The sequence below is a fragment of the Agrobacterium vitis genome, from assembly GCF_013337045.2.
GTDB lineage: Bacteria > Pseudomonadota > Alphaproteobacteria > Rhizobiales > Rhizobiaceae > Allorhizobium > Allorhizobium vitis_B.
The window spans coordinates 3,120,784-3,145,267 of sequence record NZ_CP118259.1; the positions used below are offsets into that span (position 1 = coordinate 3,120,784).

28 protein-coding genes are annotated in these 24,484 nt (G+C 58.4%); 14 read left to right on the forward strand and 14 right to left on the reverse strand.

Annotated elements, in window-relative coordinates:
- Positions 1 to 57: 57 nt before the first annotated feature.
- Entirely contained in the window at positions 58 to 861 is an 804-nt protein-coding gene (locus G6L01_RS14810) for a lysophospholipid acyltransferase family protein (RefSeq protein ID WP_070164360.1), read from the forward strand.
- On the opposite strand, the gene G6L01_RS14815 is transcribed toward G6L01_RS14810, so the two are convergent.
- A complete protein-coding gene (locus G6L01_RS14815; RefSeq protein WP_070164359.1) occupies positions 856 to 1,395 on the reverse strand; it encodes a gamma-glutamylcyclotransferase in 540 nt (179 codons plus the stop codon). The genes G6L01_RS14810 and G6L01_RS14815 overlap by 6 nt on opposite strands.
- A gap of 226 nt (positions 1,396 to 1,621) precedes the next feature.
- Between G6L01_RS14815 and G6L01_RS14820 the strand changes: the two genes are divergently transcribed.
- Entirely contained in the window at positions 1,622 to 2,581 is a 960-nt protein-coding gene (locus G6L01_RS14820) for a DUF2125 domain-containing protein (protein WP_070164358.1), read from the forward strand.
- 17 nt (positions 2,582 to 2,598) lie between these two features.
- On the opposite strand, the gene G6L01_RS14825 is transcribed toward G6L01_RS14820, so the two are convergent.
- From G6L01_RS14825 to G6L01_RS14835, 3 genes are all read right to left on the reverse strand, one after another.
- Positions 2,599 to 3,534, reverse strand: coding sequence for a prephenate/arogenate dehydrogenase family protein (locus G6L01_RS14825; protein ID WP_070164357.1), 936 nt, complete (start codon positions 3,532 to 3,534; stop codon positions 2,599 to 2,601).
- Complete coding sequence (hisC, locus tag G6L01_RS14830) at positions 3,534 to 4,640, reverse strand: histidinol-phosphate transaminase (RefSeq protein ID WP_070164431.1); 1,107 nt, start codon at positions 4,638 to 4,640, stop codon at positions 3,534 to 3,536. Before hisC ends, G6L01_RS14825 begins: the two co-directional genes overlap by 1 nt.
- An 84-nt stretch (positions 4,641 to 4,724) precedes the next feature.
- Positions 4,725 to 5,486, reverse strand: coding sequence for a class I SAM-dependent methyltransferase (locus G6L01_RS14835; RefSeq protein ID WP_015917327.1), 762 nt, complete (start codon positions 5,484 to 5,486; stop codon positions 4,725 to 4,727).
- Positions 5,487 to 5,578: 92 nt separating this feature from the next.
- On the opposite strand from G6L01_RS14835, the gene gloB reads away from it, so the two are divergent.
- The 3 genes from gloB to G6L01_RS14850 all read left to right on the forward strand — a co-directional run bounded on the left by gloB (position 5,579) and on the right by G6L01_RS14850 (position 7,466).
- The gene (gene gloB, locus G6L01_RS14840) at positions 5,579 to 6,349 is read left to right on the forward strand and encodes a hydroxyacylglutathione hydrolase (protein ID WP_070164356.1); all 771 of its coding nucleotides are present in this window, start codon (positions 5,579 to 5,581) and stop codon (positions 6,347 to 6,349) included.
- Positions 6,349 to 6,783 (forward strand): cupin domain-containing protein, encoded by a 435-nt coding sequence (locus tag G6L01_RS14845; RefSeq protein WP_070164355.1) that lies wholly within the window; start codon positions 6,349 to 6,351, stop codon positions 6,781 to 6,783. The genes gloB and G6L01_RS14845 overlap by 1 nt, the downstream gene beginning before the upstream one ends.
- Positions 6,784 to 6,899: 116 nt before the next feature.
- Positions 6,900 to 7,466, forward strand: a complete 567-nt coding sequence (locus G6L01_RS14850) for a cytochrome b (RefSeq protein ID WP_081344015.1) — start codon at positions 6,900 to 6,902, stop codon at positions 7,464 to 7,466.
- A 3-nt stretch (positions 7,467 to 7,469) separates the two neighbouring features.
- Here the strand turns inward: G6L01_RS14850 and yddG are convergent, their stop codons facing one another.
- Positions 7,470 to 8,354: an aromatic amino acid exporter YddG gene (gene yddG, locus G6L01_RS14855; RefSeq protein ID WP_070164353.1), complete on the reverse strand. Its 885-nt coding sequence runs from the start codon at positions 8,352 to 8,354 to the stop codon at positions 7,470 to 7,472.
- A 26-nt stretch (positions 8,355 to 8,380) separates the two neighbouring features.
- Complete coding sequence (locus G6L01_RS14860) at positions 8,381 to 9,181, reverse strand: DUF3108 domain-containing protein (protein WP_139190198.1); 801 nt, start codon at positions 9,179 to 9,181, stop codon at positions 8,381 to 8,383.
- A 223-nt stretch (positions 9,182 to 9,404) separates the two neighbouring features.
- Between G6L01_RS14860 and rpmB the strand changes: the two genes are divergently transcribed.
- The gene (gene rpmB / locus G6L01_RS14865) at positions 9,405 to 9,695 is read left to right on the forward strand and encodes a 50S ribosomal protein L28 (protein WP_015917333.1); all 291 of its coding nucleotides are present in this window, start codon (positions 9,405 to 9,407) and stop codon (positions 9,693 to 9,695) included.
- Between the two features lie 182 nt (positions 9,696 to 9,877).
- Positions 9,878 to 10,510, forward strand: coding sequence for a queuosine precursor transporter (locus G6L01_RS14870; RefSeq protein ID WP_070164352.1), 633 nt, complete (start codon positions 9,878 to 9,880; stop codon positions 10,508 to 10,510).
- Between the two features lie 11 nt (positions 10,511 to 10,521).
- On the opposite strand, the gene G6L01_RS14875 is transcribed toward G6L01_RS14870, so the two are convergent.
- The 4 genes from G6L01_RS14875 to G6L01_RS14890 all read right to left on the reverse strand — a co-directional run bounded on the left by G6L01_RS14875 (position 10,522) and on the right by G6L01_RS14890 (position 15,165).
- Positions 10,522 to 11,523 carry an esterase-like activity of phytase family protein gene (locus tag G6L01_RS14875; protein WP_234891960.1) on the reverse strand — a complete coding sequence of 334 codons (1,002 nt, stop codon included), beginning with the start codon at positions 11,521 to 11,523 and terminating at the stop codon, positions 10,522 to 10,524.
- Positions 11,524 to 11,537: 14 nt separating this feature from the next.
- Positions 11,538 to 13,439, reverse strand: coding sequence for a cobaltochelatase subunit CobT (gene cobT / locus G6L01_RS14880; RefSeq protein WP_070164350.1), 1,902 nt, complete (start codon positions 13,437 to 13,439; stop codon positions 11,538 to 11,540).
- A 17-nt stretch (positions 13,440 to 13,456) separates the two neighbouring features.
- On the reverse strand, positions 13,457 to 14,449 hold the full coding sequence (gene cobS / locus G6L01_RS14885; RefSeq protein WP_060718633.1) for a cobaltochelatase subunit CobS: 993 nt from the start codon (positions 14,447 to 14,449) through the stop codon (positions 13,457 to 13,459).
- A gap of 89 nt (positions 14,450 to 14,538) precedes the next feature.
- Positions 14,539 to 15,165, reverse strand: a complete 627-nt coding sequence (locus G6L01_RS14890) for a J domain-containing protein (protein ID WP_060718634.1) — start codon at positions 15,163 to 15,165, stop codon at positions 14,539 to 14,541.
- A gap of 134 nt (positions 15,166 to 15,299) precedes the next feature.
- On the opposite strand from G6L01_RS14890, the gene G6L01_RS14895 reads away from it, so the two are divergent.
- Positions 15,300 to 15,581, forward strand: coding sequence for a BolA family protein (locus G6L01_RS14895; RefSeq protein ID WP_070164429.1), 282 nt, complete (start codon positions 15,300 to 15,302; stop codon positions 15,579 to 15,581).
- A 3-nt stretch (positions 15,582 to 15,584) separates the two neighbouring features.
- Here G6L01_RS14895 and aroB read toward each other — a convergent pair whose 3' ends face one another.
- Both aroB and G6L01_RS14905 read right to left on the reverse strand, forming a co-directional pair.
- Positions 15,585 to 16,721, reverse strand: coding sequence for a 3-dehydroquinate synthase (gene aroB / locus G6L01_RS14900; RefSeq protein ID WP_070164349.1), 1,137 nt, complete (start codon positions 16,719 to 16,721; stop codon positions 15,585 to 15,587).
- Positions 16,718 to 17,311 carry a shikimate kinase gene (locus G6L01_RS14905; RefSeq protein WP_139190197.1) on the reverse strand — a complete coding sequence of 198 codons (594 nt, stop codon included), beginning with the start codon at positions 17,309 to 17,311 and terminating at the stop codon, positions 16,718 to 16,720. The genes aroB and G6L01_RS14905 overlap by 4 nt, the downstream gene beginning before the upstream one ends.
- Positions 17,312 to 17,463: 152 nt before the next feature.
- Between G6L01_RS14905 and G6L01_RS14910 the strand changes: the two genes are divergently transcribed.
- From G6L01_RS14910 to G6L01_RS14935, 6 genes are all read left to right on the forward strand, one after another.
- Positions 17,464 to 17,640 (forward strand): hypothetical protein, encoded by a 177-nt coding sequence (locus tag G6L01_RS14910; RefSeq protein ID WP_156547982.1) that lies wholly within the window; start codon positions 17,464 to 17,466, stop codon positions 17,638 to 17,640.
- A 17-nt stretch (positions 17,641 to 17,657) separates the two neighbouring features.
- Positions 17,658 to 17,816 (forward strand): hypothetical protein, encoded by a 159-nt coding sequence (locus G6L01_RS14915; protein WP_171431006.1) that lies wholly within the window; start codon positions 17,658 to 17,660, stop codon positions 17,814 to 17,816.
- Between the two features lie 36 nt (positions 17,817 to 17,852).
- Positions 17,853 to 18,851 (forward strand): site-specific tyrosine recombinase XerD, encoded by a 999-nt coding sequence (locus G6L01_RS14920; protein WP_070164348.1) that lies wholly within the window; start codon positions 17,853 to 17,855, stop codon positions 18,849 to 18,851.
- Positions 18,852 to 19,058: 207 nt separating this feature from the next.
- Positions 19,059 to 20,012 carry an acetyl-CoA carboxylase carboxyltransferase subunit alpha gene (locus G6L01_RS14925; protein ID WP_070164347.1) on the forward strand — a complete coding sequence of 318 codons (954 nt, stop codon included), beginning with the start codon at positions 19,059 to 19,061 and terminating at the stop codon, positions 20,010 to 20,012.
- Between the two features lie 355 nt (positions 20,013 to 20,367).
- Entirely contained in the window at positions 20,368 to 21,702 is a 1,335-nt protein-coding gene (locus G6L01_RS14930) for a L,D-transpeptidase family protein (RefSeq protein WP_070164346.1), read from the forward strand.
- Positions 21,699 to 21,962 (forward strand): sulfurtransferase TusA family protein, encoded by a 264-nt coding sequence (locus tag G6L01_RS14935; RefSeq protein WP_234891961.1) that lies wholly within the window; start codon positions 21,699 to 21,701, stop codon positions 21,960 to 21,962. The genes G6L01_RS14930 and G6L01_RS14935 overlap by 4 nt, the downstream gene beginning before the upstream one ends.
- A 24-nt stretch (positions 21,963 to 21,986) precedes the next feature.
- Here G6L01_RS14935 and G6L01_RS14940 read toward each other — a convergent pair whose 3' ends face one another.
- On the reverse strand, positions 21,987 to 23,147 hold the full coding sequence (locus tag G6L01_RS14940) for a CobW family GTP-binding protein (RefSeq protein WP_174089281.1): 1,161 nt from the start codon (positions 23,145 to 23,147) through the stop codon (positions 21,987 to 21,989).
- A 137-nt stretch (positions 23,148 to 23,284) separates the two neighbouring features.
- A complete protein-coding gene (locus tag G6L01_RS14945) occupies positions 23,285 to 24,385 on the reverse strand; it encodes a D-alanyl-D-alanine carboxypeptidase family protein (protein WP_070164425.1) in 1,101 nt (366 codons plus the stop codon).
- Positions 24,386 to 24,484: the final 99 nt, after the last annotated feature.

Below are 24,484 nucleotides of genomic sequence, written 5' to 3' on the forward strand. Positions count from 1 at the left end.
TCTTCCGCTGATTGGAAAATTCGTATAGGCAGGGCCATCTGTCGGCGGAATATCTTCATGCTTGCTTTGCGGTCCCATGTTTTCAACGTGCTGTTTTATGCCTGCCTGATCCTCTGGATGGTCTTGGCCGCACCGATCTATTTCATCTTGCCGCGCAAAATCGCATATTCTGTCCCCAAGACATGGGCGCGGTTCAGTCATTGGCTGATGAAAACCGTGGTCGGCACGACATTCGAAATTGAAGGCCTGGAGAATATCCCAGACTCCGGCTACATCCTCGCACCAAAGCACCAATCCTTCTGGGATACCTATGCGCTTCTGCCCTGGCTGGATGATCCGGTCTTTATTCTCAAGCGGGAATTGATGTGGATTCCGTTCTTCGGCTGGTATGCCGCCAAGCAAAACATGATCCCGGTCAATCGCGGTGGACGTGGCAAGGAAATGGTCAAGGTCATGCAGCGTGCCGCCGTGGAAGTGCGCAACGGCCGCCAATTGGTCATTTATCCTGAGGGGACAAGACGCCCGCCCGGCGCCGATCCTGAATATAAATTCGGCATCGCCCGGCTTTACCGCGATCTCAAAGTGCCGGTCGTGCCGGTTGCCATGCATGCCGGTCTGTTCTGGCCGCGGCGCAGCCTGATGCGCTATCCCGGGCATTACAAGATTCGTATCCTTCCCCCCATCCAGCCGGGAATGAAGCCCGATGCATTTTTTGCAGTATTGACCCGCCAGTTGGAGGCGGCCAGCGACGCACTGCTGCTGGAGGCGGCCCAGACCAATCTGGATCTCCCCCTGCCGCCGACCGCCAAACACCGTCTTGAAACCATGAGAGCGCAGGAACAGGCCAAGAACCCCTCATAGCGTCGGTTTGTTCAGCCCCTTGACCACCTGCTCCAGCCAATGATCGCGGATGCCCATGCTGCGCAGGTGTTCTACGGTATTTTCGACATAGGCCCGGTTATCACCCGACTGGCCACTGGCCTGCGCGGTAACCTGTACCGCCTCCTCAACGGTAATCGCTCCCGCATATTGGCGGTGGTTTCGGTCCACCACGTAGCCAGTGCCAAGCACCCGGCGCCCATCAGACAGTTGCAACCGCAGCGTTTTTTCCTGATAGACCTGCGTCACCAGTTCCCGCGCCCGCAAATAGTCGAGCGTTTGCGGCCATGACGACGGACTAACACGAAAAGCCACACCATGGCAGGAACCACCTCGATCCAGCCCCAGAACCAGGCCAGGGGTCTGTTCGGTGCCGCGATGCACGAAAGATCGAACGCAAAGAGAGCGGCGAAACCCATGGGCCCTGGCAGCCTGCCGTTCTTCATGGACAAAGCCGGGATTCCACATCAAAGACCCGTAGCCAAACACCCAAAATTCGTCCATATCGCTGGTCATAGTGCTGGCTCCTGCTGTCTCATTCCCGAATTTTGATAGGTTTGGGTTGAAATTATCCAGCAGAAATGAATTTTTACAGCAGTCTTTGCACTGATAAACGGTGCTCGGCTCTGGTGCCTCAAAAGTCGCCTCGGTGACCGCTGAGCAAAATGGAAGACAATTGGAGAAGCGCATGGCCATGTCCAGCCGGACGAAGAGACCCCGGAAGAGATCGCGAGTTCTCTTGGTGGGCATTGTGCTTGTCCTGCTCGGTATCGTATACACCGCAGGCTGGTTCGCCGCTGCCAATTACGCCACGACAAAACTCGAACATGCCTTTGACGGTGATAATCCACTGGCTTCTGCCCTCGATTGCCCCGGAATGCGGATGAGTGGCTTTCCGCTGCATATCGGGTTGAATTGCACCAAAGTTTCGGTCAACGATCACCGCAATGGCATTACCGGATCATCAGGCGCCTTCCGGTCGTCGGCAGAAATTTTCCGGCCCGGCAGAATCAAATGGGAAATCGACGGGCCAGCCATTCTGCAAACCTCCACTGGGCTTGCCGGTGCTTTTCAATGGGACAGCTTTCGCTCCACCTTGTCGCTGGGCATGAACGGCGTCGATTCGTCAGCAAGCGTGATCCAGAAATTGCAGGCCAACCTGACCGACGCGCTCTCCGGCCGGGTTCTGAGGATCGATGCCACTGAGAGCCGGACGCGGCTGCAACGCGATGGCGAGGACCTCGTGGGAACCGCCCGCTTGACCGGCTTGGATTTTGGCCAGGACGACCGCAACCCCGATCTGCCGCCCATGGCCGCACAGTTGGATGTGAAATTACTCGCCCAGGCAGGCGCCCTCGATATCGAACATCCGGAACCCATACAATTGCGGGGTCTAAGCGGCGACATCCGCAATCTGCAGATCGATATGGGCCAAGGCCGCACGATTACTGCCAGTGGACCGATTTCCATCGATAACGCAGGCCTTGCTAACGGCACGCTCAAGCTGGAAATTGGCAAGGTCGATGCATGGCGGGACCTGGTGATTGCCGCCTATCCCGAAACCAAGGACATCGCCCGGATGGCTGCCAAGGGATTGAAAGCGGTGTTCCTTGGCCAGAATAAGGGCCAGGTGACACTTCAGATCACCAATGGCGTCGTGGTTCTGGGCTTCATCCCGCTTGGCAATATCCCGCCGATCTGAACCGGGCACCAGACGGTCTATCCGTTCGTCTTGCCATCCAGCCCATGACGGCCGAAATCCGGCACGTCCACATCCTGGCCCGCGTCGATGATCGAGCGGCGTATTGTGCGGGTGCGGGTGAACAGCTCAAACAGTTTATCGCCCTCCCCCCAACGGATCGCCCGTTGCAGATAGGCGAGGTCTTCTGAAAACCGCGCCAGCATTTCCAGAATGGCGTCCTTGTTGTGCAGGCAGACATCGCGCCACATGGTGGGATCGGACGCCGCCAGACGGGTAAAATCGCGAAAACCGGAGGCCGAATATTTGATGACTTCCGATTCCGTCACCGCTTCGAGATCGTCCGCAGTGCCGACGATATTATAGGCGATGATATGGGGAAGATGCGAAACGATCGCCAATACCTTGTCATGGTGCAGCGGGTCCATTTCATCGACGCGCGAGCCCAGTGCTTCCCAAAAACGCTTGAGCCGGGCAATCGCCTGCTGATCCGTATTCTCCAGCGGTGTGAAAATGCACCAGCGTCCATTGAACAGACCGACAAAACCAGCATCGGGGCCGGATTTCTCCGTACCAGCCAGCGGATGACCCGGAATGAAATGCACATGACCAGGCATATGCGGCGCCATTTGCGCAATGACAGAGGCTTTGGTGGACCCCACGTCGGTGACGATAGCCCCCGGCGCAAGATGCGGCGCTATCTGGATGGCCACCGTTTCGGAGGCACCGACCGGCACCGAAACGATCACCAGATCGGCCCCTGCAACCGCCTCGGCAGCCGACGTCGTATAGCGATCCCCAAGCTTCAATTCCTCGGCCCGCCGCAAGGTATCCACCGAGCGGGTTGAAACGACGATCTCACGCGCCAGGCCAAGCGCACGCACGTCACGAGCAATGGAAGAGCCGATCAAGCCGATGCCGATCAGTGCGATCCGGTCAAACTGGGTGCTGGCCATCACGGCTTGCCCATAAATTCGGTCAGGGCATCCATTACGCCAAGATTGGCCTCAGGCGTGCCGATCGACATGCGCAGGGCATTGGCAAACCCATAACCCTTGACCGCCCGCAGGATGTAGCCACGGCTGGTCAGGAATTCGTCGGCCTCGGACGCCCGCTTGCCATCAACATCGGGAAAATGGATGAGCAGGAAATTGGTGACCGACGGCGTGACCTTCAAGCCGAGCGCCTCGAAGGCCTGCGTCAGCCGGTCCAGCCATTCCAGATTGAAATCCACGGCCTTATCTGCAAAATCGCGGTCGAGAATGGCAGCGGCGCCCGCAGAAATCGCCGGGGCATTCATGTTGAACGGCCCACGCACCCGGTTCAGGGCATCGAGAATGGCAGCCGGACCATACATCCAGCCGATCCTGAGCGCTGCCAGCCCGTGGATTTTCGAGAAGGTGCGGGTCATCACCACATTGCGGTTTTCAGAAACGATTTCCAGCCCGGCTTCGTAATCGTTGCGGCGAACATATTCGGCATAGGCCGCATCCAGCACCAACAGCACATGTTTCGGCAGGCCGGCGACCAGACGGCGAATATCGGCACCCGGCACATAGGTCCCCGTTGGATTGCCAGGATTGGCTATGAACACCATCCGGGTCTTGTCCGTCACCGCCGCCAGAATGGCATCGACATCGACGCGGCAATCCTTTTCCTTGACCGTGACCGGCGTGGCACCTGCCGCCATGATCTGGATACGATAGACCAGGAAGCCATGCTCGGTGATAACAGCCTCATCGCCCGTACCCAGATAGACATGGCAGAGCAGGCCTAGCAGCTCGTCCGAACCATTGCCGCAGAGAATATTGGCCGGGTTTAACCCGTGCGCGCCGGCAATCGCCTCGCGCAGCTTCACGGCCTGGCCATCGGGATAAAGCTCGAGATTGGCGGCACCCGCCTTGAAAGCCTCAATGGCTTTCGGGCTTGGCCCCAGCGGCGTTTCATTCGATGAGAGCTTGAACACTTTTGCAACGCCAGGGGCGTGTTCTTTGCCGGGAACATAGGCGGCAATATCAAGGATTCCCGGACGTGGAACGGGCTGGTTCATGGTGCTGCTCATTGACGTGATTTCCTGGTTTTTGGTCTTGAACCTGATGCGGTTCAAACAGGCTGGCTCAAATAGGTATGCAGTAGCCCGGAACCTCTATTTTGTCGAGGGCGGCAACAGGGTTTGGCGTGTGGTTGGCACGCCTTGCGGGCTCAAAACCGGAGCAAATACCCGGCGCGATGCGCGCATGGCGACCGGCAACCCCTGATAGAGCCGCTTTTGCGCCTCGACAACGATAACGCCAGCAAAAGCCGGTGACAGCATGCGACCGAAGCGCTCGAAGGCACTATGCATTTTCAACATGGTTCTGAGCTTGGATGGAGGGAAAAACAATGCCTCGGTGCTGGCTCCCGGCGTAAAATTGGTCTCGCGCAGCAGCGCCGTCAACTGACCCCGAGAATAGGGGCGACCGGAGCCGAAAGGCGTATGCTCCATCCGCGCCCAGACCCCACGGCGATTGGGTACCACCATGACCAACCGCCCACCCGGCGCCAGAACCCGCCAGATTTCCTTGAGCGTTTCGCGCGGATTCTCGGCAAATTCCAGGGAATGGACCATCAACACCCGATCGATGGAACTGTCGGGCAGCGGTAGTTCCTCATCGAACACCAATGAGGTGGCGGAAAGCTCGCCCGGCGGCCAGTTCACCGCGCCCTGTCCCGCCGGCATGAAGGCGAAGGTGCGCTCGGTATCGGCCCGAAACCGATCCAGATACGGCACCGAATAGCCCAGCCCCACCAGCCGCTCCTCCGGCAGCCGCGCCCAGAGCGACGACAGCGCCATGGTAATGGATTGCTCGGCGGCATGGCCAAGCATGGTGTGATAGAACTGACGAAGATCGACTATATCCACATGCATGGCACAATTGTTAGCAGCAGGCTGTTGGACATCAAGGCCCCAGGCACTAGATTCTCCTCAAATCGCCACTTCCAAGCCAAAGGGTCACTCCGATGAAAAGCCCGGAAATCGAAATCTTCCCATGCCGCACCGACAATTACGGTGTGCTGGTCCATTGCCCAGAGACCGGCCTAACCGCGTCCATCGATGCACCGGAGGAAGGCCCGATCGTGGCCGCTGCCGAAAAACGGGGCTGGCAGATCAGCCATATTTTCACCACCCATCACCACAATGACCATGTCGAGGCCAATCTGGCGCTGAAGCAACGATATGGCTGCGAGGTCATCGGCCCGGTCAACGAGGCCGTCGCCATTCCCGGTCTGGACCGGTCCGCCTATGATGGGGAAGAGTTTTTATTTGGACCGCACCGGGTCCAGGTGATCGAAACGCCGGGCCACACGGCAGGCCATGTCTGCTATCATTTTCCAGATGCCAAACTGCTGTTTGCCGCCGATACGCTGTTTGCACTCGGCTGCGGGCGGTTGTTCGAACGCCCGGCTGCCGACATGTGGCATTCCCTGCAAAAGCTGGCCGTGCTGCCGGATGAAACCGCTATTTATTTCGGCCACGAATACACGCTTTCCAATGCCCGTTTCGCCCTGACCATCGACCCGGACAATGAGCGGCTTCAAGCCCGCGCCCGTGATATCGAGGCGATGCGAGCGCAAGGGCAGTTCACCATTCCCACCACCATGTCTCTGGAAAAGGAAACCAACCCGTTCCTGCGGGTGGCCGATCCAAAAATCCGCCGCAACCTGGTGATGGAAAGCAAGAGCAATGAAGAGGTGTTTGCCGAAATCCGCAAGCGCAAGGACAATTTCTGATGGCCGATGCCGATGAGATCATTGCAGCGCTGGCCATGCAGCCCCACCCGGAAGGCGGCTGGTACAGCGAAACCTTCCGCGACGGCAAAGGCGGCCAGCGTGGCCATTCCACGGCCATCTATTATCTGCTGCAAGCAGGCCAGCGGTCGCATTGGCATCGGGTCAAGGACGCCGCCGAGATCTGGCACTATTATGCGGGTGCGCCCTTAGCGCTCTATCGCTGTGACGATGGCATCACAGTGGAGACACTCGTATTAGGTACCGACCTTGTGCGCGGCGAACGACCCCAGGCCATCATCCCAGCGCTTAGCTGGCAGGCGGCGGAAAGCCTTGGGGAGTATACTCTGGTTGGCTGCACGGTCGCGCCGGGCTTTACCTTCGACGCTTTCGAAATGGCTCCTCCGGGTTGGGAACCAGGTCAGCCTCTTCGATAACCAGGCATATTGGTGTGCTTCAGGCCCCCTGTGCTTCAGACCCCCACAGGCTTCAGGCACATGTCAGCATAAAACGCTTTGTTGCGCTGCAAAATCCGATTTTTTGGAGTGGCGACATGACAATGAATATCCCGCTTGATTCGACCGCACCGCGCTCCACGCGCTACAATGGCGGCATGATATGGCTGCACTGGGCAACAGCGCTGCTGGTGCTTGCCCTGTTTCTTTCGGCAGAAATCTGGGAATTTACGGAAAAAGGCGGTGCGTTGCGCAATAGCCTGAAAGCGCTGCATTATGGTGCTGGCATCACGCTTTTCGCTGTGTTTGTGCTGCGATTTGTCTGGCGGATCGCCAGTCTCAAAACCCTGCCGGAAGAAGAAAAAGGCGTTTTGGGCCTGATGGCCAAGGCGGTGCATTATCTGCTCTATTTCGGGCTTGCCGCACAGATTTCCCTTGGCTTTCTATGGCGCTGGTCGCAGGGAAAACCGGTGGACTTCTTCGGGCTGTTTTCCATTCCCGATCTCATCGGTATATCGCCGGATTATCACCATCTGCTGGGTGACATGCATTCTCTGCTTGCCTGGATCATCATCGGCGCGGCCACGCTGCATGCCGTTGCGGCGATTTTCCATCATACCGTGCTGAAGGACGGCGTGTTGATGAAGATGATGCCCGGCAGGTAATCGTCAAGCCGCGTCTTCGATGGCTGTCTTGCGGCGAAACATGCCGCTTGCAGCCAGCGCCGCACCACCCGTGATCAGCACGCAAGCACCAAGAATGCGCAGGTTTGCCTCACCAAAACCGAAAACCAGCAGCACCAGCGTCGATAGCAGCGGGGCGGCGTAGGACGCTGCCCCCAGGATCTGGATATCGCCGTTCTTAACGCCGTAGTCCCAGGCATAGAAGGCCGCACCGACCGGCAGCAGCCCAAGGCCCGCCACGGCGAACCACTGGCTGGCACTGTCTGGCCAGACGGAGGTTTCCAGCCAAAGGTGACACACCAGCGAAAACAGTGACGTAGCGAGGCAGAAGCCGGTCACCACATCGGTGGAGACCGCATCGAACCGGCGCGTGACCAGCGAGTAGCTGGACCACGTCAAGGCGCAAAGCAGGGCCGCCCCATAGCCCATCGCATAGGCTGGATCGAAGGACAGGCCGTTTTTGCCGATGATCAGCACGGTGCCGCATAGCCCGGCAATCGCGCCCGCCATATGATACCAGCGCAACCTTTCCCCCGGCAGCAGCGCCGATCCGAACACGATCAGCAACGGCCAGAGATAGGCAATCAGCCCGGCTTCCACGGCAGGGGCATTTCTCAGTGCCGTGAAATAGAGGAAATGGTAGCCGAACAGGCCGGCAATCCCGACCAACCAGACCTTGGCCGGCTGTTTCAGCAATGTCAGCCGCTCCGGACGTATAATGAAAGTCGCAATACCGGGAAGACTGCCGATGGCAAAGCAGATGGCCGAGAGCTGGAAGGGCGGCATGGTTCCCGACGCTGCCGTAAACAGCGCCAGAAAAGACCACATCAGGATGGCCGAAAACCCGATCAGCGTTGCCCGAACCTTCATCCGTCCCTCAATTATTTTAGTGCTGATCAGGCCCCAAACCGGGTCGCTGTGATCGACAGCGTTCCCACCCGCGTTGGCACCCGCGCATAGACAGGGGCATATAAGGACATGGTTCCGGTCTTGGCAAACCAGATTTCCATATCGTTGGCGCTGCGCAGATATTCGATATCGCTACGACCCTTGTTGAAGCCGGATTTCGGCACATAGCGCACGGAGCAGACGATTGCCTCGCCCGACACATTGCCAGCGGTAAACTTGTTCTTGCCCTTGGGCGACATCACCAGATCCAAGCGGCTTTCACCATCGAAAATCGGCAGGGTCCTCGAGCAGATCTTGCCATCGTCGGGCAAGGTCAGCCCACCGACCGGATCGAGCACCGAGCGAAGATCCCCGGCACTCACTGGTATCCAGCGGTCCTTGTTGCGGTTGGGTTCAGGGGTGATGGTCGTGGAGACAACGTTGCCGCCCGCATAACGCACGTCATAGACCCGCGTCCGTTTGCCCCGCGTATAGACCAGATTGTAATTGCTGGCCTGCAAATGCTTGTCATCAGCCACCTGTCCCGTCACCTTGGTCTTTGCATCGAGACTGGTGAAGACATTGGCAATGCCCGCCGACGAAATCGTGCCGGTAATGGTGTAGCCGGGACGTGTGACCTCGGTCACGAAGGTGGCACGGGCGACAGGCAGACCAAGCAGGGTGACGCGGTATTCATTGCGATAGGTCTCGCCAGCAAAGGCAGAGCCGCTGGCCAAGACCAGCGTAACACCAAGCACCACAGGGGCGACCAGCAGAAAAGACAGTTTACGAACAAGCTTAAAATGCATTGCGACACCATGGCTCCAATGTCTGTTACCCCTTCATTTATGGCGTTCACTATGGCAAGACCATAGCCGAAGCGTCGATAAATCCGCCCTTTTGCCAAGGTTTGTCTTGACGGGGCGGCTTCAGCTGACTATAGAACCGCAACTTTCCAATCAGACCGCGTTGGATTGCGCCCTGGGTTATTGCCCAGAATGCTTTCCGACTGCCAATAAGAATAGGTGCATCATGTCCCGCAGTTGCGAATTGACCGGCAAGGGCGTCCAGTCGGGTAATAATGTAAGCCATGCCAACAACAAGACCCGCCGCAAGTTCCTTCCGAACCTGTGCGACGTCACGCTGATTTCCGATGCCCTCGGCCAGCGTTACCGTCTGCGCGTCTCTGCTGCTGCTCTTCGTTCCGTCGAGCATCGCGGTGGCCTGGATGCCTTCCTTTTGAAGGCAAATGAAACCGAACTGAGCATGCGCGCTCGTCTGCTGCGCCGCCAGATCGTCAAGAAGACCGCAGTCGCCGCCTGATATCAGGCAGCCACAGCATTGACATAACGAACGGGCTTGAACGGTAAAACGTTTGAGCCTTTTCGCTTGCGCCGTTTCTTGCCAAAATCTTTGGCACAGCGGCAAGTATCGACCCTTTCTTGTTATGGCCGGTCCGAATGTGGACTGAGCTATAGCTGGTGGCATCTCCCAGGATAAAAAAAATGCGGATCACACGTCACATCCTCGTCTACAGCATGCTCATGACCTTAGTCGTGGTCGCCTCCAACATCCTCGTGCAGTTTCCACTGTCGGGCCAATTGGCGGGCGTGCAACTCGGCGACCTCTTGACCTATGGCGCCTTTACCTATCCGGTCGCCTTTCTGGTCACGGATCTCACCAATCGCCAGTTCGGCCCCTCCACGGCGCGCAAAGTGGTGTTTGTCGGCTTTCTGGTGGGCATAGCGCTGTCCTTCGTCACCGGGCAGCCACGCATCGCCATTGCCTCAGGCACCGCCTATCTGGTCGGGCAATTGCTTGATATCAGCGTCTTCAACCGGCTTCGCCAGCAGGACTGGTGGAAAGCGCCGCTAGCCGGTTCGCTGTTTGGCTCGGTACTCGATACGGTGATTTTCTTCTCGCTGTCTTTTGCACCGGTCTTCGGCTTCATCGGCCCGAATGATGATTTCGCGATAAGCTGGGCACCGTTGCTTGGCGCGTTTTCCCCTGAAATCCCCCGCTGGATCTCTTGGGCCATCGGTGATTTTACCGTGAAAATGCTGGTCGGCTTGATTATGCTTTTGCCCTATGGGGCATTGATGAACAGGCTGAAGCCCTACCAGCTTGCGCGGGTTTGACCTCTGCTGCCTTACGGCAGCAGCCGGAACTCCAGCATCAGCGTCCGTTGCAGCATGAAGTGGTTGTCGTCGGAGACCAGGATCAGGCGAAGGTCGCCATTGCCCATGTCCACCACATCCAGGCCTTCCATATTGTCGATCTGGAAGCTTTGATCGGCGTCGAGCAGGATCTCTCCATCCACCAGCGCGCCCGGCTTGATGCTGTCGCCCTTGACGCGCACGATGCGCATGCCGAGCCCGCTTGGAAACCGGAACCGGCGCTCCAATAGCAGCAGATCACCATCCGGCAACCAGGCGCCATCGGTCACGTCGAAATCATCACGGCGCACCAGCTTGAAGCCACCCGGATGCGGACCATCGACCACGCCAGCATAGAGATTACCCTTGGCGTCCAGGCTCTCCTCGGTGATCGTCACCAGACCACCGGCAAGCGGTCCTTGCGCAGGCGATGCTGTCAGCATTTCCAGGCTGCGATTGCTCTTCAGGACCGTCTTGGGAAAAGGCAAAGGCAGGCTTTTTTCCGGCTTGGCCGTTTCAAATCCGTCGAGGGGATATTGATCGATCCGATGCCGCTGCTCAAAGCCGACATAGATCTTGTCGCCACGGATCGCCAGGCTCTCGGCGTCCATCGCCCGTTTCGGCGCATTGTTGCGGCCTTCGCGGTCCAGCATCGGAGCCAAAGAGACGCCATCGATACCGGAAAGGCGGCCCTTTTCATCTCGTTTGATTTCACCTGAAATCCAGTGACCGGTGTCCAGCACGCCAATGAAACGCTTGCCATCCGGTCGAAACCGGATCGAAGACCAGGCGCCAAACAAACTGTCTGACGATGTCAGATCCAGCCCACCGAGAAATTCCAGCTTACCGAACACGGTCTGGTCAGAGGCCGGATTGAAATATTCAATTTTGCGGCTACCCACCGCAGCAGACTCACCCACAGCCTGAGATGCCGCCAAAAGCAGCACGGAGCCGCAGCAGAAGGCGAGCAAGGCTTTGCGAGAGGTGATTAGCAACGGATCACGCGCACTCAGCTGGCGCGGCGGAACGAACCGCCACGCGCACCCTTGGCGGGCTTATCCTCAAACAGGCCAGCCAATTGCTCGGTCATCGCGCCTGCCAATTCATCCGCATCCACAATGGTCACGGCCCGGCGGTAGTAGCGGGTGACGTCATGGCCAATGCCGATGGCCAGCAATTCAACCGGAGACCGGGTCTCGATCTGCTCGATCACAGCGCGCAAATGCCGTTCAAGATAATTGCCGGGATTGACCGAAAGGGTCGAATCGTCCACCGGCGCGCCATCGGAAATCATCATCATGATCTTGCGTTGCTCACGCCGCGCCAACAGCCGGTTATGCGCCCAGATCAGCGCTTCGCCGTCGATATTTTCCTTGAGCAGGCCTTCGCGCATCATCAGACCGAGATTGCGCCGTGCCCGCCGCCACGGCGCATCCGCCGATTTATAGACGATATGGCGCAGGTCGTTGAGGCGGCCCGGCGTCGGCGGTTTGCCGCTGGCCAGCCATTGCTCGCGGCTCTGGCCGCCCTTCCAGGCCTTGGTGGTGAAGCCGAGGATTTCCACCTTGACGCCGCAGCGCTCCAGTGTGCGAGCTAGAATATCGGCGCAAGTGGCGGCAACCGTAATCGGCCGTCCACGCATCGAGCCGGAATTGTCGATCACCAGCGTCACCACCGTATCGCGGAACTGGGTATCCTTCTCCCGCTTGAACGACAGCGGCTGCATCGGATCGATGATCAGCCGGGTCAACCGGGCCGGATCGAGATAACCCTCTTCCAGATCGAAATCCCAGGACCGGTTCTGCTGCGCCATCAACCGGCGCTGCAGGCGGTTGGCCAGCCGACCGACCGCGCCCTGGAGATGGGCAAGCTGCTTGTCCAGAAAAGCCCGCAACCGATCCAGTTCGGCCTCGTCGCACAGTTCTTCCGCCGAGGTTTCCTCATCGAAGGCCTCGGTAAAGACTTTATAATCAACCTTCTCGTTGAAATCGTCGAACGGGCTGGCCGGACGGCGCATTTCACCTGGCGTCTCGCTGTCCTCGTCGCCTTCCTCGGACATGTCGTCGTCAGAAATCTCGGCACCGTCCATTTCGCCGTCGTCCATCTGCTCTTCGGCAGATTCGCTTTCATCGGCGGGCGCGCTCTCAGAACCGGCTTCCTCCTCGGAATTTTCCTGCTCTTCCTCGCCACTGCGCTGCTGGTCTTCTTCCGAGGTCTCTTCCTGCTCGGCCTGTTCCGGGTCCTCGCCAAAATCCTCGGCCATTTCCATGGACGACAGCATGTGGCGCACGACGCGGGCAAAAGCCTGCTGGTCCTCAATCACATTGGCCAGATTGGAAAAATCGCTGCTGGCCTTTTCCTCGATGAAGGAGCGCCACAGATCCAGCACCTTACCGGCACTTTCCGGTGGCTTTTGACCGGTCAGCGCCTCTCGGACCATCATCGCCACCGCTTCCGACAGGGGAGCATCCTCGCGCCGCTCGATGCCGGAAAAATTGGCCTTGGCATATTTTTCCGAGGTCATCGATTTCAGATTGGCGGCAATACCGGTCATCCGCAAGGCACCGATCGATTCCACCCGGGCCTGTTCGACCGCATCAAACACCGAACGGGCATCCTGCCCCTCCGGCGCCATCGAGGCATGGACTTTCTGGTCGTGGCAGGCGAGCCGCAGCGCCATGGAATCGCCAAGCCCCCGCGTCACCGCCAGTTCGTGGGCGGTCGGACGCTTGGAAATTTCCGGCAGGCGAATGCGCTCACCGGCAATGCCCGGACGATCATTGGCAAAGGCCACTTCGACATTGGCATCGCCGGCAATCGAGCGCACGCAACCGGTAATCGCCCGGCGCAACGGTTCGGTATCGACCGCCGTGCCGGGTTTCGCCTGGGAATTATCGCCGCGACCTGCCATGTTCCTTAAGTCTCTTTTCAGGCGCCAAGAACGATATTGGCTGCACTTTCCTTGAGTTCAATGCCAAAGGCGCGCTGGTATTGCTCGGCCACCAGGGTCCGCTCCAGTTCGTCGCATTTGTTGAGGAAGGTGACGCGGAAGGCAAATCCGATATCACCGAAGATCTCGGCATTTTCCGCCCAGGTGATCACGGTACGCGGGCTCATCACGGTCGAAAGATCGCCATTGATGAAGGCAGACCGGGTGAGATCGGCCAGCCGCACCATCTTGGCCACATTATCGGGACCGTTCGGGGTTGCGGCAAAGCCCTTGACCTTGGCCAGGACGATATCGACTTCCTTTTGATGCGGCAGATAGTTCAACGTGGTGACGATCGACCAACGGTCCATCTGTGCCTGGTTGATCTGCTGGGTGCCGTGATAAAGACCGGTCGTGTCGCCAAGCCCAACCGTATTGGCGGTCGCAAACAGTCGGAAAGCGGGGTGTGGGCGAATGACGCGGCTCTGGTCGAGCAGGGTCAGGCGGCCAGAGGATTCCAGCACCCGCTGGATAACGAACATCACGTCCGGGCGACCGGCATCATACTCGTCGAACACCAGCGCCACATTGTGCTGATAGGCCCAGGGCAGAATGCCATCCTTGAATTCGGTGATCTGCTTGCCGTCCTTCAGGACGATGGCGTCCTTGCCGACCAGGTCGATACGGCTGACATGGCTGTCGAGGTTGACGCGCACGCAGGGCCAGTTCAGCCGGGCAGCGACCTGCTCGATATGGGTGGATTTGCCCGTACCGTGAAAGCCGGACACCATGACGCGGCGGTTGTGAGCAAAACCGGCAAGGATGGCCAGCGTGGTTTCCCGGTCGAACAGATAGTCGGGATCGAGATCCGGTACATAGGCATCGCCCTTCGTATAGGCTGGCACGCGAATGTCGCTGTCGATGCCGAACACCTCCCGGACGGAAACTGTCGTGTCGGGCAGGTTGGCGATATCAAGGTCAATTTTGCTCATCGTCTCTCCAAGCCGGGCGGCATCTCCCAGCGCATACACTTAAGGTCGCATACAATCAGGTCGCATACGCAATCGGATATAGTCTTCGATTAACAGAAACCCGCCTGCTTTAACAATTGATAGGCCTGAATAACAGCCCGAAAACGCTCTTCAGAACCTCTGTCTCCGCCATTTGCATCTGGATGATGTTTTTTGACAAGCTCTTTATAGCGCCTCTTGATATCTTGGGCAGTGGCAGCCCCCGTCAACCCCAGAGCATCGAAAGCTTTTGCTTCCAGCGTCTTCAGTTTTCGCGCCTGCGGCTCGAACCGCGACGCATTGCCGCGCCCTTGCGAGACAAAGCCGAAAGGGTCTCTCATCCGCGCCTGCGCCGTAGCCGAGCCGGAGCGCTGGGTGGAGTGAATGGGCGATCCCTTGGCGGCCTTGTTGACGCCAACCGTCCAGGTCGGGCGATGGCCGGTGATCGCTTCCTTCTGGTAGCGGGCAATCTCGCTGTCGGAGAGACCGGAGAAGTAATTGTATCCCTTGTTATATTCCTTCACATGCTCGAAGCAGAACAGGAAAAACTGGCCTTCGGCATTGCGCCCCACCGGCGCACGATGCGCACCCGGCCGCTCACAGCCATCCCACTGGCAGGTGGTGACGGGCGGTTCCGGTTCCGCACCCTTCTTGCGGCGCGTACGGATCTTGTCGAAATATTTTGAGTCGAGTTTCATTGGCAAATTATGAGGCTTTCCCCATCTCACAACAAGAATTGACAAATCATATTGTTCTTGGCCTTTTGGAGGCTTTTACCAAAACGCCCGAATTGGTCAGCAGAATTGGACGCCACCGCATGCAGAGCCACCAGATGTCACTCCGCCAAACGATAGAGCAGAAACTGACGCAGGCCTTCCAGCCCGAGCGCCTGCTGGTGATCGATGAAAGCCACCACCATGCCGGCCATCAACCTGATATAACCGGCACGGGTGAAACCCATATGCGGGTGCGCATCGTCTCAGGCAGTTTTACCGGCCTCAGCCGCCTGGCCCGGCACCGGGCCGTTACCGACCTGCTGAAGCCTGAACTGGATGCCGGCCTGCATGCGCTGGCCATCGAGCCATCAGCCCCTGGCGAAGCCACACGCTGGTAGAGATCAGCCGGGCAGATTTTCGTTCAGAAAGCGCAGCACTTCCGAAGACGGCACATCGTCGGCGACGAAAGACTGTCCGATACCGTGGGTAAGAATGAATGTCAGTTGACCGCCCTTGACCTTCTTGTCCTGGGCAATGGCATTCATCAGCGTTTCAGCAGGCGGCATATCGCCTGGAATGTCGCTGATATGGGTCGGCAGGCCAACCTCTGTCAAGTGATGCTTGACCCGCTTTGCATCGTCAGGGCTCGCCAGATTGAGCCGGGCCGAGAATTCATGGGCCAGCACCATGCCGATGGCAACGCCTTCTCCATGCACGAGGCGGCGACTGTCATAGCCCGTGGCCGCTTCCAGCGCATGACCGAAGGTGTGGCCGAGATTGAGCAGAGCCCGGCGCCCATGTTCGCGCTCATCGGCCACGACCACATCGGCCTTGGCCTGGCAGGACAGCGCAATCGCCTGCGTGCGGGCCGCTCCACCGGCAAACACCTCGCGCCAGTTGCGCTCCAGCCACTCGAAAAACTCCGGCTTGTCGATCAGGCCGTATTTCGCCACTTCGGCATAGCCGGCACGAAATTCCCGTTCGCTCAACGTATTCAGTACCGCCGTATCGGCCAGAACCAGATCCGGCTGATTAAAAATGCCGACCAGGTTCTTGCCCTGCCTGGCATTGATGCCGGTCTTGCCGCCAACGGAACTATCGACCTGCGACAAAAGCGAGGTCGGGATCTGCACGAACCGCACCCCGCGCCGGACGATACCCGCCGCAAAGCCGGTGAGATCGCCGATGACACCGCCGCCAAGGGCGATCACCACGTCATTGCGCTCGATACGGGCTTCCAGCAGCACGTCGCAAACCTTGGTCAGGTGCTCAAAGCTCTTGGTCTTTTCACCGGCAGGAAGGGTCAGCGACACGGCTTCAAAGCCATCCGCCTCCAGGCTGTCCATCAGCGCGCCGTGGTAAAGCGCCCCGACATTCTCATCGGTGACGATGGCCGCCTTGCGGCCCTTGATACGGGTGGAAATCTCGCCGCCCGCCCGCCCGATCAGGCCGTCGCCGATCAGGATATCATAGGCGCGTTCGCCAAGCGGCACATGCACCAGACGTTCTGAGGATTCGGATGCCTGATCTGTGCTCATCGCTTGCTCCTGCCTTTGCTGATATAGGCGATCACCGCGTCCATCACCTCAGCGGAAATGGCTTCCTTGCGCCCATCGCGCGACAATACGGTAATATCGGCACGCTCGTAGATCGGGTAGCGCTCCAGCATCAGCTTTTCCAGCGTCTGTTTCGGGTGTTCGGTTTTCAACAGCGGGCGATGATCGCGCTTGTTGACCCGCTCCCACAACACATCCAGATCGGCTTTCAGCCAGATGGAAATACCCCCGCGCTCAATCTGCCTGCGGGTTCTGTCATTGATGAAGGCACCGCCGCCGGTCGAGACGACTTTCGGCCCGGACCTGAGCAGCCGCCGGATCACCCGGGTTTCCAGCGCCCGGAATTCCGTCTCGCCGTAGGCTGCGAACAATTCACTGATCGTCATGCGCGAGACCCGCTCGATCTCGGTATCGGTATCGATGAAAGGCAGGTTCAGTTGCTGGGCCACGAGACGCCCGATCGCGGATTTTCCAGCCCCCATCAGGCCGACGAAAATCAGGTTTCGACGCCCGAGCACCGAGCGGGCACGCTCAGCAAGAGGTAGAACAGCATGGGGCATCGAGTGGGTCATCAGCCTTTTCGCAACAGGTTTACCACCCTATTGACAAATGCCGGGGCCACGTCAAGCACTTGACGCACATGCCGACAAGAAACAATCACCCGCATGGCTTATTGCCTCCCTTAACTCCCAAGGGTTTACGGAGTTATTAGGCAAAACCTGCCATGTTCGATCTTGAAACAGGAACGGCTCCAGCCGATATTGCTGATGTGTGTTGCACTGAGGGAAAAGCAGAACTGTTCTTTCCCGAGGAGATAAACGACACCAAGAGAACCCAAAGTGTTACAGCAACCTCGACTGCTTCTTCCGGGAAGCACGGCACTGCACAGCATGGCTTTTAAAGCCGGAGGCCGTCATCATGCCCACCTTGTTCCGCTTCCTGTTCGTCATTGCCACCGTGGCAGCCATGATCTATGCGGCGATGTGGGCTCTGGTCATCTTTGTAGAACCAGGCCAGCGGGAGATCACCGCAACCATTCCTGCTGCGCAGATCAAGCCCCAGCAGCCATCACCGTGACGGCACACACACCAAACGATAGAAACGACAGCATCCATGGTTGATCTCGGCCACGCCCGCATCGAAGCTTTCCTTGAGATGATGAGTGCCGAGCGCGGTGCAGCGGGCAACACACTCTCTTCCTATGAACGGGATCTGGAAGATCTGCATGGCTTTCTGGCCACGCGCCAGGTCAGCGTCATGGCCGCCACCAGCGACGACCTTTCCGCCTATATGGCCGATCTTGGCCATCGCGGTTTCGAAGCCTCGTCCCAAGCCCGCCGTCTGTCGGCGCTTCGGCAATTCTACAAGTTTCTCTATGCCGAGGGACTGCGCGGCGACGATCCGACCTCGATCCTCGATACTCCGAAAAAGGGTCGGCCTCTGCCCAAGACCCTGTCGATTGCCGATGTCGACAAGCTCCTATCCCTGGCCCAGACCGAGGCGGCGTTGGAAGGCCCCGACCGCCTGCAAAGGCTGCGGCGCCTGGCGCTGCTGGAACTTCTCTATGCGACGGGCATGCGTGTCAGCGAACTGGTCTCCCTTCCGGCCAATGTCCTTGCGCAGGAGGGCCGGTTCCTGGTGGTCCGCGGCAAGGGCAATAAGGAACGGCTGGTGCCGCTGTCGCGCTCGGCCATCGCTGCCATGCAGGCTTACGCGCAGGCCAAGGAAATCGAACAGGCAGAAAAACCACCATCGAAAAAAACAGCATCGAAACAAACAGTATCGAAACTGGGAAAATCATCGGGCATTGGCTTCCTGTTTCCCGCCGCCAGCCGCGAAGGCTATCTGCCCAGACAGGTTTTCGCGCGGGAATTGAAGGATCTGGCCATTCGCGCCGGTCTCAGCGGCGATGCAGTGTCCCCACATGTGCTCAGGCATGCTTTTGCCAGCCATTTGCTTGAAAACGGCGCGGATCTACGGGTTGTGCAAGAATTACTGGGACATAGCGACATTTCGACGACGCAAATCTACACGCATGTGCTCGAAGAAAGGCTCCAGATTCTGGTTGAGACACATCACCCTCTTGCAAAACATAGGAAAAACCACGATTAGAAGCCCGGCTAGGCGATGTGCTAAGCCCCTTTGGTTGGCACGGAAATTGTCTGCAAGACAGACATGCGGCCAAGCATTGCGACGACATTTACGGTTTCACACCATCAAGGATGGGTGGTGAGATCAGACATATAGTCAGAAATTACGATGGCCGCCTCTCAGCCAACATCGTAAAGCAGGATAGAGTAACGGATCGGAACGGACCTGATGATCAACTATCTCGATTTCGAAAAGCCTATTTCCGACCTCGAAGGCAAGATTCACGAGTTGAAGAAGCTGAAGAGCGAGGATGAAAGCATCGACACCTCGGAAGAGATCGGTCGTCTGGAAATCCGCGTGCGCGAAGCCATGGAAGAGATTTATTCCAAGCTGAATGCCTGGCAGAAAACCCAGGTCGCCCGCCATCCGCAGCGTCCGCATTTCGTCGATTACGCCTCGCGACTGTTTACCGATTTCACGCCGCTGGCTGGCGACCGCAAATTTGCCGAGGACGCAGCCATCCAGGCTGGCCTCGCCCGTTTCCGGGGTATCCCCGTTGCCATTATCGGCCAGGAAAAAGGCAGCGACACCAAATCGCGCCTGAAGCACAATTTCGGCAGTCCCCGGCCTGAAGGCTATCGCAAGGCGATCCGCGTCATGGAAATGGCCGACCGTTTTGGCCTGCCGGTGATTTCGCTGGTCGATACCGCGGGCGCCTATCCGGGCGTCGGTGCTGAAGAGCGAGGCCAGGCCGAAGCCATCGCCCGCTCGACGGAAATGTGCCTTAACCTGAAGGCCCCGTTGATATCAGTCGTCATCGGCGAAGGCGGCTCCGGCGGCGCCATTGCCATTGCCACCGGCAACCGCGTCTACATGCTGCAACACGCCATCTATTCGGTGATTTCGCCTGAGGGTGCGGCCTCGATTCTATGGCGCGACAGCACCCGCGCCAAGGAAGCCGCCACCAATATGAAGATCACTGCGGAAGACCTAAAGGGTTTCGGCATTATCGACGATATCATTGCCGAACCGGTTGGCGGCGCCCATCGCAATCCCGAAACGGTTATCGACCGCACCGGGGAAACCATTGCAGCGGCACTGAAGGATATGTCTGGCCAAAGCGGCGCGGAACTGCGTGCGGCGCGGCGCCAGAAATTCCTCGATATCGGCCGCAACCTGTAAACCGCCGAGCGCGTCGTTCCTTTTGCAAGGCCATGCAATCTAGCAGGCGATTTGCCGCATAAATGTTTCAATCGGGCCTTAAACCGACAGCCATAATCAAGGGCTGTCGGTTTAAGCGGATATTGCAGCCTCGGCAATTCAGGCGAGGCATGGAGTGTGCGTGATGGGCGATCGGCACTTATTCACACTTTAGAAACCATATTCGGGCAAGGATCGAGACTGGATCGACAGGCTCCGACTTGATATGGTCCCGCCTGGATGATCAATGCTTCGTCGTCCCATGACAAGGACATGCTCACGCATCCTTGTCCTGAAAGAATGCCTCCGCCCCAATGAGACCCAGTTGAGCTCGCCAATGCGCATTTCAAACGCCGCCCTGCTGATCGCCACCACCCTGCTTCTGGCAGGGTGCAACGACACTTTGGATAGCGTCAGCGAAAAGAAGATGCCGGACAATGTGTCCAACAAGGTAGAGCAGCCGCTACCGCCTGAAATCCTCGCCTCGATGAAGGCGAAGGGCATGGAGCGCAATTCGCCAATTGCCATCCGGATTTTCAAGGAAGAAGGTGTTCTTGAAATCTGGAAGGCCAAGACTGACGGCCGTTTCGAGAAAATCGCTGACTACCAGATCTGCGCCTGGTCCGGAAAACTGGGCCCGAAAGAGAAGGAAGGCGACCGGCAGGCGCCGGAGGGATTCTATGCCCTGACGCCCGCCAATCTCAATCCCTATTCAAAATATTACCTGGCGATCAATACCGGCTTTCCCAACAAATACGATGCCGTCAACAATCGCAGCGGCACCAATCTGATGATCCATGGCGCCTGCTCGTCATCCGGCTGCTATTCGATGACGGATGCCCAGATCCTGGAAATCTATGCCTTTGCTCGCGATGCTTTTCGCGGTGGCCAGCAGACCGTGCAATTGCAAGCCTTTCCGTTCCGCATGAGTGCCGAAAACATGGCTCGGCATCGCTACAGCACCCACATGCCCTTCTGGCAGATGCTGAAGGCTGGCTATGACCAGTTCGAAGTCACCAAACAACCGCCGCAGGTTGGGGTTTGCGACAAGAAATATGTCTTCAACCAGCAAGTCGAAGCAGGCAAAAGCCTGAACGCGGCTGGTGCCTGCCCACCGATGAGCACACCACCGCAATTGTCTGCGGCGCTTGCCTCCTATAATTCCGCCTATAGCCGCGACTATGCCAAGGCCATGAAGAAATATGAGGACAAGGTCTGGTACGACCCGAGCGAAGCTGAACGCAAGGCTCTGGTTGCCGACCTGAAGAAAGGCCGCGACCTGGCCTATGCGCCGACAGGCTCGGCGCTGAAGGCTGGCAAGCTGTTGAAATTGTCCGAGGTCGCCGATCCGGCCAATCCGGTCATCAGCCCGCGGAAAACCGCAGCGACAGCGGCCCCGCTATTCGCATCCCTGGACAATTCCGCCAAGACCGGTCGCTATGGCGCGCCAAGCGATCCGCAGACGGCAAGCACTATGAGCTCTGGTGCTGCGAGTTCCGGTGCTCAGGCCACCATCGACCCGACCCAGACGGCAACCGTCGCCCTCCCGGCCACCGGTCCGGTTCCCGTTCCGAACCCCGTCGCGCCGCCACCACAGGCCAGCATGGTGGCCATGGATGCAGCCTCTGAGCCAGCGGCAAAACCCTTCTGGAAATTCTGGGCCGCCCGTTGACCCCGGAGTTGACCCCGGAGCCCGAAGAAATCCTGGACCTCAAAGGGCTGAAATGCCCGCTTCCCGTGCTGAAATCGCGAAAACGTCTGTCTGGAATGGCGGTCGGTAGCCGGCTCATTGTCGAAACCACTGATCCCCTGGCGATCATCGATATTCCGCATTTCTGCCGGGAAGAGGGATATATCCTGCTGTCCAGCGAGAGATCCGCAACCGGTCACCGCTTTGTGATCGGCAAACCGGATCAAATGCCCACCCGATAAAGCAGCGTCCGAGATAACCCCTGATCAGAAGGTCATGCCCGGCACTGCCAGGGGATTGTCTTCCAGAGCCTTCCGATCCGGTCGATCGATCGCCACTTTACCCGTGAAGGCATCAAACAGATCCCGCACATAGGCTTCGTCCAGCCCGTCAGTAATCATCACCAACCGGCTCCGGCGGTCGGAGGGGTCTGGCCAGGCTGCCAGCCGGTGCGGCGGATGAAAGATCGATTGCACACCATGAATGACGACAGGCCGCTCCGGATCGTCTTTCAGCCCAACCACCGCCTTCATCCGCAGCATTTTATCACCATGAGCCGACCGCAACAGGTCAATGAACATATGAAGGGCCGCCGGATCGACCGGATCGTCGTGCAGGATGGAGAAGGAGCGGATCGTGGCGCCGTGACGTGTGACATCGTCATGGTGATGGTGATGGTGATGGTCGTGGTCGTGGTCGTGGTCGTGGTCGTGGTCGTGGTCGTGGTCGTGGTGACGATGATCCTCCGCGTGCTGCTCTTCCTGCAACCACCGCGCCACGTCAGGCATTTTCGTCGCCGGATCATAAAGACCATTGTTGAGGATGACCGCTTCGCCAGCAGCCGATGTTTCCGCGTCGACAACAACAGCCCGTGGATTGAGCCCGGCAATCCGGCTCTTCAACCTTGCGATAGCACCTTCATCCGCAAGGCTGGCCTTGGTCATCACCAGCCGGTCGGCCACCGCCACCTGCCGGACAGCTTCGCTGTAATTGTCCAGCACTCTCTCGCCATTGACGGCATCGATCACGGTGATCAGCCCTTCCAGCTGAAAAGACTGAGACAGGACAGGATGCCCCATCACCGACTGCATCACTGGTGCTGGATCAGCCAATCCCGTGGTTTCGATCACCACCCGCGACAAGGTCTTGATCCGCCCCGTCTGCAAGGCATCGACCAGTTCAGCCAGGGTATCAATCAATTCACCACGCACCGTGCAGCACAGGCAGCCATCCGAAAGCTGGACGATCGAATCGCTGGAGGCTTCGACCAAGAGATGATCGATACCCACTTCACCGAATTCATTGATGATCACCGCCGCATCGCGCATGGCGGGATCTTTCAGCAGCCGGTTCAGCAGCGTGGATTTTCCTGCGCCGAGAAAGCCGGTCAGGATAGAAACAGGAATTCGGTCGGCAAGGGCAACCATGGTCATGACCTCTTCTTATACGAAGGCTCGAAGATGCTCACGCATCCTCGCCTTGAAAGAATTTCGAATGTCAAAATGCATCAAAGGCTTGAGATATGAAAGAGAACACGGATTGCCACGTTCAATGGCTCTCCGCGTTACATTTGCGGGCGCGGCGTGGGGCGCGGAACCTCGCCCATCTGCTGCTGTTTGGCACCCGAAGCCGCCGGTGGCGGATCAGGCGGCTCGCTGCCAGGGATGATGCCTGCAAAGACCGGCACCGGCGGTGCGGCCATTTCGTGGATATAGGGCGATTGCAACTTCATACGGCCGGTCTCATCGCGGGTTTCGCTGCGCCGCTTGCGTGCCTCCGTGGAACACATTTCGGCGGACACGTCATTCACCGCGTTCAAACCGTCAACGCTGTCAGGTCCCAGCGCCGAAAGGCGCGATCCCTGTGCATTGGGTCGATCGAAATATTTCTGGAGCAGATTGGCGGAAATATCAGCGCGTGCCGCCAGGCTGTCGGCACCCATCACCACGGTGATCAGCGTACGGCCATTGCGGGTCGCAGAGGTGATCTGGTTAAAACCGGACGCGCAGATATAACCGGTCTTCATACCATCCACCCCATCGAAACGGCCGACCAGCATGTTGACATTGGGATAGATCTTCTTGCCGGTATCAATGGCTTCGATCTTGAAATAACCGGCATATTCAGGAAATTCGCGGCGAATGGTCACGGCAAGCACCGCAAGATCGCGGGCCGTGGAATATTGGCCGGGAGCTGGCAATCCATTCGGATTGACGAAATGGCTGGATGTCATGCCGAGCCGGGCGGCCTCGGCATTCATCCGGGCAACGAACGCCGCCTGGCTGCCGCCGACATTTTCAGCCACCGCCATGGCGATGTCATTGGCGGATTTCACCAGCATCATCTTCAGGGCGTCGTCCAGCGTCATTTTCGAGCCGGGCTTGAAGAACATCTTGCTCGGCGCTTGCGACGCTGCAAAGGCGCTCAGTGTCACCACGCTATCCAGACGCACTTCGCCGGCTCTCAGCGCCCTGAACGTCGTATAGGCGGTCATCAGCTTGGTCAGCGAGGCCGGATACCATTTCTTGAAACTATCCTGGTGCTCCAGCACCGTCAGGGAGTTGACATCAACCACCAGCACGGGATTGGCGGCGACCGTAGACGGCAGCAGGGCGGCACACAGGGCAACGGCAACAAATGCGCGCCGGATCTGGCGAGGCAGCACGGACAATGACTTCTCCTTCCGGAAACTGGACAGACCACCCTGAATGTCTCTCGCATCGGGCAACCATATGTCCTATATGTCGAACCAATGGCAAAGCCC

Coding starts and splice junctions, on each gene's coding strand:
- G6L01_RS14810 (WP_070164360.1), top strand. CDS start 58: ATGCTTGCTTTGCGGTCCCATGTTTTCAACGTGCTGTTTTATGCCTGC.
- G6L01_RS14815 (WP_070164359.1), bottom strand. CDS start 1,395: ATGACCAGCGATATGGACGAATTTTGGGTGTTTGGCTACGGGTCTTTG.
- G6L01_RS14825 (WP_070164357.1), bottom strand. CDS start 3,534: ATGGCCAGCACCCAGTTTGACCGGATCGCACTGATCGGCATCGGCTTG.
- hisC (WP_070164431.1), bottom strand. CDS start 4,640: ATGAGCAGCACCATGAACCAGCCCGTTCCACGTCCGGGAATCCTTGAT.
- G6L01_RS14835 (WP_015917327.1), bottom strand. CDS start 5,486: ATGCATGTGGATATAGTCGATCTTCGTCAGTTCTATCACACCATGCTT.
- gloB (WP_070164356.1), top strand. CDS start 5,579: ATGAAAAGCCCGGAAATCGAAATCTTCCCATGCCGCACCGACAATTAC.
- G6L01_RS14845 (WP_070164355.1), top strand. CDS start 6,349: ATGGCCGATGCCGATGAGATCATTGCAGCGCTGGCCATGCAGCCCCAC.
- G6L01_RS14850 (WP_081344015.1), top strand. CDS start 6,900: ATGACAATGAATATCCCGCTTGATTCGACCGCACCGCGCTCCACGCGC.
- yddG (WP_070164353.1), bottom strand. CDS start 8,354: ATGAAGGTTCGGGCAACGCTGATCGGGTTTTCGGCCATCCTGATGTGG.
- G6L01_RS14860 (WP_139190198.1), bottom strand. CDS start 9,181: ATGCATTTTAAGCTTGTTCGTAAACTGTCTTTTCTGCTGGTCGCCCCT.
- rpmB (WP_015917333.1), top strand. CDS start 9,405: ATGTCCCGCAGTTGCGAATTGACCGGCAAGGGCGTCCAGTCGGGTAAT.
- G6L01_RS14870 (WP_070164352.1), top strand. CDS start 9,878: ATGCGGATCACACGTCACATCCTCGTCTACAGCATGCTCATGACCTTA.
- cobT (WP_070164350.1), bottom strand. CDS start 13,439: ATGGCAGGTCGCGGCGATAATTCCCAGGCGAAACCCGGCACGGCGGTC.
- cobS (WP_060718633.1), bottom strand. CDS start 14,449: ATGAGCAAAATTGACCTTGATATCGCCAACCTGCCCGACACGACAGTT.
- G6L01_RS14890 (WP_060718634.1), bottom strand. CDS start 15,165: ATGAAACTCGACTCAAAATATTTCGACAAGATCCGTACGCGCCGCAAG.
- G6L01_RS14895 (WP_070164429.1), top strand. CDS start 15,300: ATGTCACTCCGCCAAACGATAGAGCAGAAACTGACGCAGGCCTTCCAG.
- aroB (WP_070164349.1), bottom strand. CDS start 16,721: ATGAGCACAGATCAGGCATCCGAATCCTCAGAACGTCTGGTGCATGTG.
- G6L01_RS14905 (WP_139190197.1), bottom strand. CDS start 17,311: ATGACCCACTCGATGCCCCATGCTGTTCTACCTCTTGCTGAGCGTGCC.
- G6L01_RS14910 (WP_156547982.1), top strand. CDS start 17,464: ATGTTCGATCTTGAAACAGGAACGGCTCCAGCCGATATTGCTGATGTG.
- G6L01_RS14915 (WP_171431006.1), top strand. CDS start 17,658: ATGCCCACCTTGTTCCGCTTCCTGTTCGTCATTGCCACCGTGGCAGCC.
- G6L01_RS14920 (WP_070164348.1), top strand. CDS start 17,853: ATGGTTGATCTCGGCCACGCCCGCATCGAAGCTTTCCTTGAGATGATG.
- G6L01_RS14925 (WP_070164347.1), top strand. CDS start 19,059: ATGATCAACTATCTCGATTTCGAAAAGCCTATTTCCGACCTCGAAGGC.
- G6L01_RS14930 (WP_070164346.1), top strand. CDS start 20,368: ATGCGCATTTCAAACGCCGCCCTGCTGATCGCCACCACCCTGCTTCTG.
- G6L01_RS14940 (WP_174089281.1), bottom strand. CDS start 23,147: ATGGTTGCCCTTGCCGACCGAATTCCTGTTTCTATCCTGACCGGCTTT.